The following is a 12027-nucleotide window of genomic DNA, read 5'->3' as shown; positions in this document are numbered from 1 at the left end:
GCCGGCACCTCAGCGGTGCCGGCCGCCCCTCACGCGGGCAAGGATTCCGTGCTCAGCTCTCGGCGCTCGCCGGCTCGCGGGTCACGGCCGGGGCGGTGTGCGCCACCGCGCGGGTCTGCTTCGGCTGTCCGAGGCCCATCGAGCGCATGATGGCGCCCACGACACCACCGAGGGCCACGATCACCATGCCGGCCCAGAAGCCCAGCGGCTGTGCCATCACCATGAAGGCGCCCGAGACGCAGAAACCGATGAAGGCGATGATGACACCGGTCCAGGCGGCCGGGGTGTGACCGTGGCTGCTGCCCGCCATTGCTTGCTCCTCGTTGCTGGTGTGCGTGCCGTACGTGCCGTACGTCTCCGGGTCCGCCCGTGTCCGGGCCGGACGCTCGCCGTCCATTGTCCCGTACGCGCACGCGTGCCGTGAGCGGGGGTGGCCAGTGACGTGCGTCTGTTTCGCCACATCCCGGAGGGGGTCCGGGACGGTGTCACGCCCCGGTGGGGTCCTCGCCCCGGTCCAGGGCCTTCCAGAGCTCCTCGGGGCGGTCGGGGTCGGCTGCCTTGGGGGTGCGGCGCGGGCGGGGCGTGCCGTCGCGCTCGTAGCGGCCGGACATGGCGGGCCACAGCCGGCCGTACCGCAGGGCGAGGAGGCCCGCGAGCAGCAGGAGGGCGCCGCCGACGGCCGCGACGTAGGGCCAGCCGGTGTGCGTGAGCGCGGCGACCGTGGCGGAGGTGTCGCCGGTGGTCTCGGCGGCCTTCTCGTCGAGCGCGGAGCTGTCGGAGGCGCCGATCAGGGCCGCGGCGACGGTACCGGCGCCGGAGAGGGCGAGAAGCCCCGCGACCAGGAAGCGGCCGGCCTTGCGGACGGCGAAGACGGCGACGAGCGCGGCGAGGCCCACTATGGCGAGGGCCGCGGGGACGCCCGTGACGTCGCTGCCCTTGGCGGTCAGCGGAAAGGCGCCGCCGGCCACCGTCGCGGTGCCCTCCGACCAGCGCTGCCGGGTGGCCAGCAGCGCCACGGCCGCGCCGAGCGCGCCGCACAGCAGGGCGACGGCGAGGCTCCGGCGGCCGGACCGCGCGGATACGGGCGCCTGGGAACGGGGGTTGGGTACGGCAGTCACGTACTCCACTATCTCCCGAACCCCGGCCGAACCGTCACCCGGGGTTCATGTGAGGAACGTGATAAACGCCCTACTTGCCCAGCCGGTTGGCCGTGTACACCGCCCGCAGCACCGCCGCCGCCTTGTTGCGGCACTCCTGGTCCTCGGCGACGGGGTCGGAGTCGGCGACGATGCCGGCGCCGGCCTGGACGTAGGCGGTGCCGTCGCGCAGCAGGGCCGTACGGATGGCGATGGCGGTGTCGGAGTCGCCGGCGAAGTCGAGGTAGCCGACGCAGCCGCCGTACAGCCCGCGCCGGGACGGTTCGAGTTCGTCGATGATCTGCATCGCGCGGGGCTTCGGCGCTCCGGAGAGGGTGCCGGCCGGGAAGCAGGCCGTCAGCACGTCGAAGGCGGTGCGGCCCTCGGCGACGCGTCCGGTCACCGTGGAGACGATGTGCATCACGTGCGAGTACCGCTCGACGGACATGAAGTCGACGACCTCGACGGAGCCGGGCTCGCAGACCCGGCCGAGGTCGTTGCGGCCGAGGTCGACGAGCATGAGGTGCTCGGCGCGCTCCTTGGGGTCGGCGAGCAGTTCGTCGGCGAGGGCCTGGTCCTCCTGCGGGGTGGCGCCGCGGTGCCGGGTGCCGGCGATGGGGTGGACCATGGCCTGCCCGTCCTCGACCTTGACCAGGGCCTCGGGGGACGAGCCGACGACGTCGAAAGCGCCTCCTTCCCCGTGGGGGAACCGGAACAGATACATGTACGGGGAGGGGTTCGTCGCCCTGAGGACCCGGTACACGTCCAGCGCGCTCGCCGTGCACGGCGTCTCGAACCGCTGTGACGGTACGACCTGGAAGGCCTCGCCCGCGCGGATGCGCTCCTTGATGTCGTCGACGGCCCGCTGGAAGTCGGGGCCGCCCCACAAGGCGGTGTACTCGGGCAGTTCGGAGGGCGGCAGCACGGCGGGCGGCTGGGCGACCGCGCGGGTGAGGTCGGCCTCCATCGCGTCGAGGCGGGCCACCGCGTCCGCGTACGCCTCGTCGACGCCCGTCTCCAGGTCGTTGTGGTTGATCGCGTTGGCGATCAGCAGGACGGAGCCCTCCCAGTGGTCCATGACCGCGAGGTCGCTGGTCAGGAGCATGGTCAGCTCGGGGAGCTTCAGGTCGTCCCGCTCGCCGGGGCCGATCTTCTCCAGGCGGCGGACGATGTCGTAGCCGAGGTAGCCGACCATGCCGCCGGTGAAGGGCGGCAGGCCCAGGTCGTGGGCCAGGTCGCGGGGGGTGTGCAGGGCCTCGACGGTGGCGCGCAGGGTGGCGAGCGGGTCGCCGCCGGTGGGGACGCCGACGGGCGGGGTCCCGAGCCAGTGGGTCCGGCCGTCGCGTGCGGTCAGCGTGGCCGCCGACCGCACGCCGACGAAGGAGTACCTGGACCAGGAGCGGCCGTTCTCCGCCGACTCCAGCAGGAAGGTGCCGGGGCGCTCGGCGGCGAGCTTGCGGTACAGCGCGACCGGGGTGTCGCCGTCGGCGAGGAGCTTGCGGGTGACCGGAATGACGCGGCGGTCGGAGGCGAGCTTGCGGAACGTCTCGAGGTCCATGGCGGCAGACCTTACTGATCCGGGGCCTGAACGCCGGAATCGGCGTCCTTGAGCAGCACGTCGGCGTCGAAGCAGGTCCGCGCGCCGGTGTGGCAGGCGGCGCCGACCTGGTCCACCTTGACCAGCACGGTGTCGGCGTCGCAGTCCAGGGCGACGGACTTGACCCACTGGAAGTGGCCGGAGGTGTCGCCCTTGACCCAGTACTCCTGGCGGCTGCGGGACCAGTACGTGCAGCGGCCGGTGGTGAGTGTGCGGTGCAGCGCCTCGTCGTCCATCCAGCCGAGCATGAGCACCTCTCCGGTGTCGTACTGCTGGGCGATGGCGGGCAGGAGTCCGTCGGCGCTGCGCTTGAGGCGCGCGGCGATCTCGGGGTCGAGGCTGCTGGGCCCGGTCGTACTGGTCATGAGTGCCATTGTGCCGGGCGGCACCGCCGCAGCGGGGTGATGTCCAGTGTGCGGACCTGGGGGGCGGTCGTAAGCTGACGGTATGTCGACCTTCGCCAAGCGTGAACGGCTCCTGCTCGCCGACCTCTTGGAAACGACCGGTCCGGACGCCCCGACCCTGTGTGAGGGCTGGCGGACCCGGGACCTGGCCGCGCACGTGGTGGTGCGCGAACGCCGCCCCGACGCGGCCGGCGGCACCCTGCTCAAGCCGCTCGCGCCGCGCCTGGAGAAGGTGATGGCGGAGTACGCCGCGAAGCCGTACGAGGAGCTGATCCAGCTGATCCGTACGGGCCCGCCGCGTTTCTCGCCCTTCCAGCTCAAGCAGATCGACGAGGCGGCCAACATCGTCGAGTTCTACGTGCACACGGAGGACGTCCGCCGCGCCCAGCCCGACTGGGGCACGCGTGAGCTGGACCCGGTCTTCCAGGACGCGCTGTGGTCCCGTCTGGAGCGCACCGCGCGCCTGGTGGGCCGGGGCGTGCCGACGGGTCTGGTGCTGCGCCGCCCGGACGGCCAGACGGCGGTCGCCCACCGGGGCACGCCGGTGGTGACGGTCACCGGCGAGCCGTCCGAGCTGCTGCTGTTCGCCCTCGGCCGGCAGAGTGCCGCCAAGGTGGGCGTGGACGGCGACGAGGACGCGATCGCCAGGCTGCACGAGTCGAAGCAGCTCGGCATCTGAGGGAGCTCCCATGATCAAGGTCGCGATGACCGGCGTGTACGTCGACGACGTGCCGAAGGCCCACGCGTTCTACACGGACGTGCTCGGCTTCGAGACCCGCACCCGTCTGGACCTGGGCGGCGGCACGCTGTTCATCACGGTCGGCGCCCCCGGCGGGGCCCAGCCGGATCTCCAGTTGCTGCTGGAGCCGGGCGCGGGCCCCATCGCGGAGCCGTACCGCCGGGCGCTGTACGAGGCGGGGATCCCGGCCATCGTCTTCTCGGTGGACGACATCGCGGCGGAGTACGAGCGGCTGCGCGGGCTCGGGGTGCGCTTCACCCACGAGCCGCAGGAGCAGGGTCCGGTGATCGCCGCGGTGCTGGACGACACCGTGGGCAACCTGGTGCAGCTGGCCCAGCCGAAGGAGTGACCGGTCAGCGGGGCAGCTCAGCGCGGCGCAGGTCCGGTACGCACAGGGCGACGACCCCGCCGAGTCCGCACACGGCGGCGCTGACGGCGTACACCGGTCCGAGACCCCAGGCGCCGATCGCGGCGGCGGAGAACGGCATGCTCAGCGGGGTCAGGCCGAGGCTGACCAGGCTGGAGACGGCGGTGACCCGGCCCAGGTAGGCAGGGTCGGACTGGGTCTGGAGCAGGGCGCCGCACATCACTCCGCTCAGCCCGGTGAGCAGCCCGACGGCCAGGGCGGCGGCGACGGCGCCGGCGAGGTCGGGGACGAAGGCGAGGGCGCCGACGGCGACGGAACCCGCGATGACGGCGCACCCGGCGACCAGCCCGGCCCGGGGCAGCCGGCCCCGGACGGTCAGCAGCAGCGAGGCGGCGCCCGCGCCGACGCCGAACCCGGCGAGCACCCAGCCCATTCCGGAGGCGCCCCAGCCGCGCCGGTCGGCCAGCAGGGTCAGGCCGACGTTGAGCGGGCCGACGAAGCCGAGGTCGCCGAGGGCGATGGTGATCATCAGCGGGGCGAGGACGCGGTGGCCGCGGATGTAGCGCAGACCGGCCACGAGGTCGGTCCAGGCGGTGCCCCCGGCGGTGTCGGTACGGGCGGTGTCGTCGCCGGGCAGCTCCCGTACCCGCACGGTGATCAGCAGCGGCAACGACACGGCGATCAGCAGCCCGGCGAGCCCGAACGCGGCCGCCGCACCGCCGACCGCCACGCCGAGGCCGCCGAGCGGGGCGCCGGCGACGTTCGCGAAGCGGATCGCGAGGCCGCGCATGCCGTGCACACGGCCGAGCTGGCCCTTGCCGGTGATCCGCGCGGGCAGGGCGCCCACGGCGGGCACGAACACGGCGTCGACGGTGCCGAAGACCAGCGCCAGCAGGGCCAGCGGCCACAGGCCGGGGCTGGTGAGGAACAGCAGGGCGGCCACCGCGAGGACGGCGGCGCAGCGCACCGCGTCACTGCCGATGACGACCCTGCGCGGCCCCAGCCGGTCGGCGATCACGCCCCCGCCGAGCATCAGCACGGCCCTCGGCAGCGCGCTGACCGACATCACGATGCCGGCCTGCGAGGGGCTTCCGGCCCGCACGGCGGCCCAGGACAGGGCGATGTAGTAGACGCTGTCGCCGACCATCGAGGAGGTGTACGCCCCGAGCCAGCGCAGGACGTTGGGGTCACGGTGGGCGGGGCGGTCGGTGGTGGGCCGCGCAGGGGATACGAGCGTGGCGGTCATGGGGCGGCGAGGTCCTCTCAGACGCGGAACGGGAATCCGTACACGTGCAGCGCGACGTTCTCGCGCCCTTCGGTGTCGCCCGAGGCTTCGGCTGACCGGCCTTTCTCGTCGTACTTCCTGGCGAGGGCCAGGAGTTCCTCATGCAGTTCGTTCAGCTCGCTCGCGGTCAGACGGAGCAGGGACTCGCTGTCGTGAGCGGCGGCGTTCCACTCGGGGCCCCAGGCAGGCCGCTCGTCGAGGTAGCGGCGGTACATGTCCACGCGCTGTTCGTGGAAGAGCCGGGTGGCCGCCAGGTGCGCGGCCGTCTTCTCGGGCGCGTCCCGGAAGTCCCGGTCGCGGATGCTCACGCCGTCCGAGGACGGCTGCCACCACCGCTCGCGGCCGTCCCCGCTCTGCGGCTCGGCCTCCTCGATCAGCCCGTGCTCGGCGAGCTTGCGAAGGTGGTAGCTGACCAGCGAGACGGCCTCGTCGACCTGCTCGGCGAGGTGCGAGGCGGTCGCCTTGTCGGCCACGCACAGGGCCCGGTACAGCTTCATCCGCAGCGGATGGGCGAGCGCCTTGAGTGTGCCCACGTCCGTGATGGCACGACTCCCCTTGGTTGTCATGCCACAACCATAAGTACGAAAGAAAAGTTGCACAACAGATTTTGCGCAACTTCTCTTTCGCGTCTTGGTCCGTGTTACGTCACCGGACCGGGTGACCCGCTTCCCGCAGCGCCTGCTTCACCTCGCCGATCCGCAGGTCGCCGAAGTGGAAGACGGAGGCCGCGAGCACGGCGTCCGCACCGGCGGCGACGGCCGGGCCGAAGTCCGCGAGCTTGCCCGCGCCGCCCGAGGCGATGACGGGGACCGTGACGTGCTTGCGTACGGCGGTGATCATCTCCAGGTCGTAGCCGTCCTTGGTGCCGTCCGCGTCCATCGAGTTCAGCAGGATCTCGCCCGCGCCGAGCTCGGCGGCCCGGTGCGCCCACTCGACGGCGTCGATGCCGGTGCCCTTGCGCCCGCCGTGGGTCGTGACCTCGAAGGTGCCTTCAGGGGTGCGGCGAGCGTCCACCGACAGCACCAGCACCTGCCGGCCGAACCGCTCGGCGATCTCGCGGATCAGGTCCGGGCGGGCGATCGCGGCGGTGTTCACGCCCACCTTGTCGGCGCCCGCCCGCAGCAGCCTGTCCACGTCCTCGGCCGTGCGGACGCCGCCGCCGACGGTCAGCGGGATGAACACCTGCTCGGCGGTGCGGCGCACCACGTCGTAGGTCGTCTCGCGGTTGCCCGACGAGGCGGTGATGTCCAGGAACGTCAGTTCGTCGGCGCCCTCGGCGTCGTACACCTTGGCCATCTCGACCGGGTCACCCGCGTCACGCAGGTTCTGGAAGTTGACGCCCTTGACGACCCGGCCGTTGTCCACGTCCAGGCAGGGAATGACTCGGACGGCAAGGGTCATGCTCCGGACACTCCTCGGAACGCCTCCACCTCGACCTCGACGACCAGACTGGGGTCGACGAAGCCCGAGACGATGATCATGGATGCGGCGGGCCGGACGGAGTCGAACAGCTCCTTGTGAGCGCGTCCGACGTCGTCCACGTCCCGGGCATGGGTGATGTACATGCGCGTACGCACGACATCGTCGCGGCCCAGGCCCAACCGGCCCAGCGCGGCGAGCGCGACGTTGAAGGCGTTGACCGCCTGCTCGTACGGTCCGCCTCCGGCGATCTCACCGTCCACTATCGATGTGCAACCGGATACCAGCACCAAGCCGTTCGGCAGCTCCACCGCTCGGGAGTAGCCGAAGCTCTCCTCCCAGGGCGCACCGGTCGTGACACGTCGTACATCGCTCACTGGGCTACCGCCTCCAAGGCCTCTTCCAGGGTGAACGCCTTCGCGTACAGTGCCTTCCCGACGATGGCGCCCTCGACACCGAGGGGTACCAGGCCGGCGATGGCCCGCAGGTCGTCGAGCGACGACACGCCACCGGAGGCCACGACCGGCCGATCGGTCGCGGCGCACACGTTCTTCAGCAGTTCCAGGTTGGGGCCCTGAAGCGTGCCGTCCTTGGCGATGTCGGTGACGACGTACCGCGCGCAGCCCTCCTTGTTCAGCCGCTCCAGCGTCTCGTAGAGGTCACCGCCGTCGCGGGTCCAGCCGCGGCCCCGGAGCGTGGTGCCGCGTACGTCGAGACCGACCGCGATCTTGTCGCCGTGCTCCGCGATGACCTTGGCGACCCACTCGGGGGTCTCCAGCGCGGCGGTGCCGAGGTTCACCCGGGTGCAGCCGGTGGCGAGGGCGGCGGCCAGTGAGGCGTCGTCGCGGATGCCGCCGGAGAGCTCCACATTGATGTCCATGGCCCGGGCGACCTCGGCGATCAGCGCCCGGTTGTCGCCGGTGCCGAACGCGGCGTCGAGGTCGACCAGGTGCAGCCACTCGGCGCCGGACCGCTGCCAGGCCAGGGCGGCCTCCAGGGGGGAGCCGTAGGAGGTCTCCGTGCCGGACTCGCCGTGCACGAGGCGGACGGCCTGGCCGTCGCGGACGTCGACGGCGGGGAGGAGTTCGAGCTTGGCCATGTCTCTAGAGGGTTCCGATCCAGTTGGTGAGGAGCTGGGCTCCGGCGTCGCCGGACTTCTCGGGGTGGAACTGCGTGGCCCACAGAGCGCCGTTCTCGACCGCGGCCACGAAGGGCTTGCCGTGCGTCGCCCAGGTGACCTTGGGCGGGTGCAGCGCCGGGTTGTGGGTCTCCAGGCTCCAGCCGTGGACGGCGTAGGAGTGCACGAAGTAGAAGCGCGCGTCCGCGTCCAGGTCCGCGAACAGCTCGGAGCCGGCCGGGGCCGCCACGGTGTTCCAGCCCATGTGGGGCACGACATCGGCCTGGAGCGGCTCGACCGAGCCCGGCCACTCGTCGAGGCCCTCGGTCTCGACGCCGTGCTCGATGCCGCGCGCGAACAGGATCTGCATGCCGACGCAGATGCCCATCACCGGCCGCCCGCCGGACAGCCGGCGGTCGACGACCCAGTCGCCGCGGGCCTCGCGCAGGCCCTTCATGCAGGCGGCGAAGGCACCGACGCCCGGCACGAGCAGGCCCTCCGCGTTCATCGCCTTGTCGAAGTCGCGTGTTATCTCGACTTCGGCTCCCGCGCGCGCGAGGGCGCGTTCGGCGGAGCGGACGTTGCCGAAGCCGTAGTCGAAGACCACGACCTTCTTCGGCGCGCTCATCAGTTCCACACCTCCAGCCGCATGACGCCCGCGACCAGGCACATCGCCGCGGCGATCGAGAGCAGCACGATCAGGCTCCTCGGCATCTGCTGCTTGACGAACGAGTAGATCCCGCCGACCAGGAAGAGGCCGACGACGATCAGGACGGTGGACAGACCGTTCATGGGTTTACAGCGCACCCTTCGTGGACGGAAGGATGCCCGCCGCGCGCGGGTCCCGCTCGCTGGCGTAGCGCAGCGCCCGGGCCAGCGCCTTGAACTGGCACTCCACGATGTGGTGCGCGTTGCGCCCGTAGGGCACGTGCACGTGCAGCGCGATCTGGGCCTGGGCGACGAAGGACTCCAGGATGTGCCGGGTCATCGTAGTGTCGTACTCGCCGATCATCGGCGCCATGTTCTCGGGCTCGGTGTGCACGAGGTAGGGGCGGCCGGAGAGGTCGACGGTGACCTGGGCGAGGGACTCGTCCAGCGGGACCGTGCAGTTGCCGAAGCGGTAGATGCCCACCTTGTCGCCGAGGGCCTGCTTGAAGGCGGCGCCCAGCGCGAGGGCGGTGTCCTCGATGGTGTGGTGGGAGTCGATGTGCAGGTCGCCGTCGGTCTTCACGGTCAGGTCGAACAGACCGTGCCGGCCGAGCTGGTCGAGCATGTGGTCGTAGAAGCCGACGCCGGTGGCGATGTCGGTCTTCCCGGTGCCGTCGAGGTCTATCTCGACGAGGACCGAGGTCTCCTTCGTCGTGCGCTCGATCCTTCCGACGCGCGCCTCGCGAGTCATGCGCTCTCCTTCATCAAGTCACGGACCGCGTCGAGGAACGCGTCGTTCTCGGCCGGGGTTCCGGCGGTGACCCGCAGCCACCCCGGTACGCCGTTGTCACGGACCAGGACTCCCCGGTCGAGGATCTGCTGCCAGGTCGTGTGGGCGTTCTCGAACCGCCCGAACTGCACGAAGTTCGCGTCGGAGTCGGTGACCTCGTAGCCGATGGACCTGAGCTCGCTCACCAGCCGGTCCCGCTCGGACTTCAGCTGCTCGACGTACTTCAGCAGCGTGCCGGTGTGCTCCAGGGCGGCCAGGGCGGTCGCCTGGGTGACCGCCGACAGGTGGTACGGCAGCCGGACGAGCTGGACGGCGTCCACGACGGCGGGGTGCGCGGCGAGGTAGCCGAGGCGGAGACCGGCGGCCCCGAACGCCTTCGACATGGTCCGGGAGACGACGAGATTCGGCCGACCTTCGAGCAGCGGCAGCAGCGAGGCGCCGTGGCTGAACTCGATGTACGCCTCGTCCACGACGACCATGGACGGCTTGGCCGCCTGCGCGGCCTCGTACAGCGCGAGCACCGTCTCGGGCGGCACCGCGTTGCCCGTGGGGTTGTTGGGGGTGGTGATGAAGACGACGTCGGGCCGGTGTTCGGCGATGGCCCGCTCGGCGGCCGGCAGGTCGACGGTGAAGTCCTCGTTGCGGGGACCGGAGATCCAGCCGGTGCCCGTGCCGCGCGCGATGAGCGCGTGCATCGAGTACGACGGCTCGAAGCCGATCGCCGTGCGGCCGGGCCCGCCGAAGGTCTGGAGCAGCTGCTGGATGACCTCGTTGGAGCCGTTGGCGGCCCAGACGTTGGCCAGGGATACCTCGTGACCGGAGGTGTCGGTCAGGTACTTCGCGAGCTGTGTGCGCAGCTCGACCGCGTCCCGGTCCGGGTAGCGGTTGAGGTTCCGGGCGGCCTCGCGCACCCGCTCGGTGATCCGCTCGACCAGCGGCTCGGGCAGCGGGTAGGGGTTCTCGTTCGTGTTCAGCCGTACGGGGACGTCCAGCTGGGGCGCGCCGTAGGGGGACTTGCCACGCAGCTCTTCCCGTACGGGAAGATCGTCGATTCGGATGTTCACTTGCTCGTCGGTACCTTCCAGCCGAACCTCGCCTTGATCGCCCCGCCGTGCGCGGGCAGGTCCTCCGCCTCCGCCAGCGTCACCACGTGGTGCGCGACCTCGGCCAGCGCCTCGCGCGTGTAGTCGACGATGTGGATGCCGCGCAGGAAGGACTGCACGGACAGGCCGGAGGAGTGGCAGGCGCAGCCGCCGGTGGGCAGGACGTGGTTGGAGCCTGCCGCGTAGTCGCCCAGGGAGACCGGCGCCCAGGGGCCGATGAAGATCGCGCCCGCGTTCTTCACCCGGTCGGCGACGGCGGCGGCGTCGGCCGTCTGGATCTCCAGGTGCTCGGCGCCGTACGCGTCGACCACCCTGAGACCCTCGTCGAGGCCGTCGACCAGCACGATCGCGGACTGCCTGCCCTTGAGGGCCGGGACGATCCGGTCGTCGATGTGCTTGGTCGCGGCGACCTGCGGTTCGAGTTCCTTCTCCACCGCGTCGGCCAGTTCGGTGGAGTCGGTGACCAGCACGGCCGCCGCGAGCGGGTCGTGCTCGGCCTGGCTGATCAGGTCGGCGGCGACGTGCACCGGGTCGGCGGTGGAGTCCGCGAGGACCGCGATCTCGGTGGGACCGGCCTCGGTGTCGATGCCGATCTTGCCGGTGAAGAAGCGCTTGGCGGCGGCGACCCAGATGTTGCCGGGGCCGGTGACCATGTTGGCGGGGGCGCAGGACTCGGTGCCGTACGCGAACATCGCCACGGCGGTGGCGCCGCCCGCCGCGTACACCTCGTCCACGCCGAGCAGCGCGCAGGCGGCGAGGATCGTCGGGTGCGGCAGGCCGCCGAATTCGGCCTGCGGCGGGGACGCCAGGGCGATCGAGCCGACGCCGGCCTCCTGCGCGGGCACCGCGTTCATGATCACGGAGGACGGGTAGACCGACCGGCCGCCGGGCGCGTACAGCCCGACACGCTCGACCGGCACCCACTTTTCGGTCACCGTGCCGCCGGGCACGACCTGGGTCGTGTGGGACGTGCGGCGCTGGGCGCGGTGCACGAGGCGGGCCCGCCGGATGGACTCCTCCAGGGCGGCGCGCACGGCAGGGTCGAGCTGTTCCAGCGCGTCGGCGAGCGCCTGTGCCGGGACCCGTACGGATTCCAGCCGGACCCCGTCGAACCTCTCGGCGAAGTCGATCAGCGCCGCGTCGCCCCGATGATGCACGGCTTCGCAGATCGGACGCACCTTCTCGAGGGCGGCCTGAACGTCGAAGTCGGCTCGGGGCAGCAGGTCACGCAGAGCGGGTCCCTCGGGAAGGGCGTCGCCGCGCAGATCGATTCGCGAGATCACAGGTCCAATTCTCTCAGACCGGCGTCGGCTGTCGTCCGCGCGTATCAATGGCTGATACAGAACGTGGCCGGAACGCGGAAGATCCCCTTCGCCACTAGCGTTCGGGGCCTCACTCAGCGGGCATGAACGGCTGTACGAG

16 protein-coding genes are annotated in these 12027 nt (G+C 71.6%); 2 read left to right on the top strand and 14 right to left on the bottom strand.

The genetic code is table 11. The annotated features are described in order from the left end of the window. Positions 1 to 52: 52 nt before the first annotated feature. The 4 genes from ACWGJM_RS41560 to hisI form a co-directional block, all read right to left on the bottom strand. A complete protein-coding gene (locus tag ACWGJM_RS41560) occupies positions 53 to 310 on the bottom strand; it encodes an HGxxPAAW family protein (protein WP_453416944.1) in 258 nt (85 codons plus the stop codon). A gap of 175 nt (positions 311 to 485) precedes the next feature. Next, positions 486 to 1127: a TIGR02234 family membrane protein gene (locus tag ACWGJM_RS41555; RefSeq protein ID WP_453416941.1), complete on the bottom strand. Its 642-nt coding sequence runs from the start codon at positions 1125 to 1127 to the stop codon at positions 486 to 488. A 61-nt stretch (positions 1128 to 1188) separates the two neighbouring features. Beyond that, positions 1189 to 2694 carry an anthranilate synthase component I gene (locus tag ACWGJM_RS41550; protein ID WP_453416940.1) on the bottom strand — a complete coding sequence of 502 codons (1506 nt, stop codon included), beginning with the start codon at positions 2692 to 2694 and terminating at the stop codon, positions 1189 to 1191. Positions 2695 to 2705: 11 nt separating this feature from the next. Further along, on the bottom strand, positions 2706 to 3098 hold the full coding sequence (hisI, locus tag ACWGJM_RS41545; protein ID WP_453416939.1) for a phosphoribosyl-AMP cyclohydrolase: 393 nt from the start codon (positions 3096 to 3098) through the stop codon (positions 2706 to 2708). 82 nt (positions 3099 to 3180) lie between these two features. Between hisI and ACWGJM_RS41540 the strand changes: the two genes are divergently transcribed. Together ACWGJM_RS41540 and ACWGJM_RS41535 are read left to right on the top strand one after the other, a co-directional pair. After that, complete coding sequence (locus ACWGJM_RS41540; RefSeq protein ID WP_453416938.1) at positions 3181 to 3816, top strand: TIGR03085 family metal-binding protein; 636 nt, start codon at positions 3181 to 3183, stop codon at positions 3814 to 3816. Positions 3817 to 3826: 10 nt separating this feature from the next. After that, positions 3827 to 4225 carry a VOC family protein gene (locus ACWGJM_RS41535; RefSeq protein WP_453416937.1) on the top strand — a complete coding sequence of 133 codons (399 nt, stop codon included), beginning with the start codon at positions 3827 to 3829 and terminating at the stop codon, positions 4223 to 4225. Positions 4226 to 4229: 4 nt separating this feature from the next. Here ACWGJM_RS41535 and ACWGJM_RS41530 read toward each other — a convergent pair whose 3' ends face one another. The 10 genes from ACWGJM_RS41530 to hisD all read right to left on the bottom strand — a co-directional run bounded on the left by ACWGJM_RS41530 (position 4230) and on the right by hisD (position 11888). Next, on the bottom strand, positions 4230 to 5489 hold the full coding sequence (locus tag ACWGJM_RS41530) for an MFS transporter (RefSeq protein WP_453416936.1): 1260 nt from the start codon (positions 5487 to 5489) through the stop codon (positions 4230 to 4232). A 17-nt stretch (positions 5490 to 5506) separates the two neighbouring features. Then, positions 5507 to 6094 (bottom strand): ArsR/SmtB family transcription factor, encoded by a 588-nt coding sequence (locus ACWGJM_RS41525; RefSeq protein ID WP_453416935.1) that lies wholly within the window; start codon positions 6092 to 6094, stop codon positions 5507 to 5509. Positions 6095 to 6173: 79 nt separating this feature from the next. Then, complete coding sequence (gene hisF, locus ACWGJM_RS41520) at positions 6174 to 6929, bottom strand: imidazole glycerol phosphate synthase subunit HisF (protein ID WP_453416934.1); 756 nt, start codon at positions 6927 to 6929, stop codon at positions 6174 to 6176. Next, positions 6926 to 7324, bottom strand: a complete 399-nt coding sequence (locus ACWGJM_RS41515) for a RidA family protein (protein ID WP_453416933.1) — start codon at positions 7322 to 7324, stop codon at positions 6926 to 6928. The genes hisF and ACWGJM_RS41515 overlap by 4 nt, the downstream gene beginning before the upstream one ends. Beyond that, the gene (gene priA / locus ACWGJM_RS41510) at positions 7321 to 8046 is read right to left on the bottom strand and encodes a bifunctional 1-(5-phosphoribosyl)-5-((5-phosphoribosylamino)methylideneamino)imidazole-4-carboxamide isomerase/phosphoribosylanthranilate isomerase PriA (RefSeq protein ID WP_453416932.1); all 726 of its coding nucleotides are present in this window, start codon (positions 8044 to 8046) and stop codon (positions 7321 to 7323) included. The genes ACWGJM_RS41515 and priA overlap by 4 nt, the downstream gene beginning before the upstream one ends. A 4-nt stretch (positions 8047 to 8050) precedes the next feature. Continuing rightward, positions 8051 to 8692 carry an imidazole glycerol phosphate synthase subunit HisH gene (hisH, locus tag ACWGJM_RS41505; RefSeq protein ID WP_453416931.1) on the bottom strand — a complete coding sequence of 214 codons (642 nt, stop codon included), beginning with the start codon at positions 8690 to 8692 and terminating at the stop codon, positions 8051 to 8053. Beyond that, entirely contained in the window at positions 8692 to 8856 is a 165-nt protein-coding gene (locus tag ACWGJM_RS41500; protein WP_165955603.1) for a hypothetical protein, read from the bottom strand. The genes hisH and ACWGJM_RS41500 overlap by 1 nt, the downstream gene beginning before the upstream one ends. Before the next feature lie 4 nt (positions 8857 to 8860). Then, positions 8861 to 9463 (bottom strand): imidazoleglycerol-phosphate dehydratase HisB, encoded by a 603-nt coding sequence (hisB, locus tag ACWGJM_RS41495; RefSeq protein WP_390734997.1) that lies wholly within the window; start codon positions 9461 to 9463, stop codon positions 8861 to 8863. Further along, positions 9460 to 10566, bottom strand: coding sequence for a histidinol-phosphate transaminase (locus ACWGJM_RS41490; protein WP_453416930.1), 1107 nt, complete (start codon positions 10564 to 10566; stop codon positions 9460 to 9462). Before ACWGJM_RS41490 ends, hisB begins: the two co-directional genes overlap by 4 nt. Next, positions 10563 to 11888 carry a histidinol dehydrogenase gene (hisD, locus tag ACWGJM_RS41485; RefSeq protein WP_453416929.1) on the bottom strand — a complete coding sequence of 442 codons (1326 nt, stop codon included), beginning with the start codon at positions 11886 to 11888 and terminating at the stop codon, positions 10563 to 10565. Before hisD ends, ACWGJM_RS41490 begins: the two co-directional genes overlap by 4 nt. Positions 11889 to 12027: the final 139 nt, after the last annotated feature.

Source organism: Streptomyces sp. NPDC054834 (assembly GCF_053611185.1).
The sequence above is the reverse complement of the archived record's forward strand: the minus strand, read 5'-3'. Positions and strand labels throughout refer to the sequence as shown.

Bases quoted from the DNA above. Each gene is read 5' to 3' on its own strand.
- hisB (WP_390734997.1), bottom strand. From the start codon at position 9,463: ATGACTCGCGAGGCGCGCGTCGGAAGGATCGAGCGCACGACGAAGGAG.
- ACWGJM_RS41500 (WP_165955603.1), bottom strand. From the start codon at position 8,856: ATGAACGGTCTGTCCACCGTCCTGATCGTCGTCGGCCTCTTCCTGGTC.
- hisF (WP_453416934.1), bottom strand. From the start codon at position 6,929: ATGACCCTTGCCGTCCGAGTCATTCCCTGCCTGGACGTGGACAACGGC.
- hisI (WP_453416939.1), bottom strand. From the start codon at position 3,098: ATGACCAGTACGACCGGGCCCAGCAGCCTCGACCCCGAGATCGCCGCG.
- ACWGJM_RS41535 (WP_453416937.1), top strand. From the start codon at position 3,827: ATGATCAAGGTCGCGATGACCGGCGTGTACGTCGACGACGTGCCGAAG.
- ACWGJM_RS41530 (WP_453416936.1), bottom strand. From the start codon at position 5,489: ATGACCGCCACGCTCGTATCCCCTGCGCGGCCCACCACCGACCGCCCC.
- ACWGJM_RS41540 (WP_453416938.1), top strand. From the start codon at position 3,181: ATGTCGACCTTCGCCAAGCGTGAACGGCTCCTGCTCGCCGACCTCTTG.
- ACWGJM_RS41525 (WP_453416935.1), bottom strand. From the start codon at position 6,094: ATGACAACCAAGGGGAGTCGTGCCATCACGGACGTGGGCACACTCAAG.
- ACWGJM_RS41560 (WP_453416944.1), bottom strand. From the start codon at position 310: ATGGCGGGCAGCAGCCACGGTCACACCCCGGCCGCCTGGACCGGTGTC.
- priA (WP_453416932.1), bottom strand. From the start codon at position 8,046: ATGGCCAAGCTCGAACTCCTCCCCGCCGTCGACGTCCGCGACGGCCAG.
- ACWGJM_RS41550 (WP_453416940.1), bottom strand. From the start codon at position 2,694: ATGGACCTCGAGACGTTCCGCAAGCTCGCCTCCGACCGCCGCGTCATT.
- hisH (WP_453416931.1), bottom strand. From the start codon at position 8,692: ATGAGCGCGCCGAAGAAGGTCGTGGTCTTCGACTACGGCTTCGGCAAC.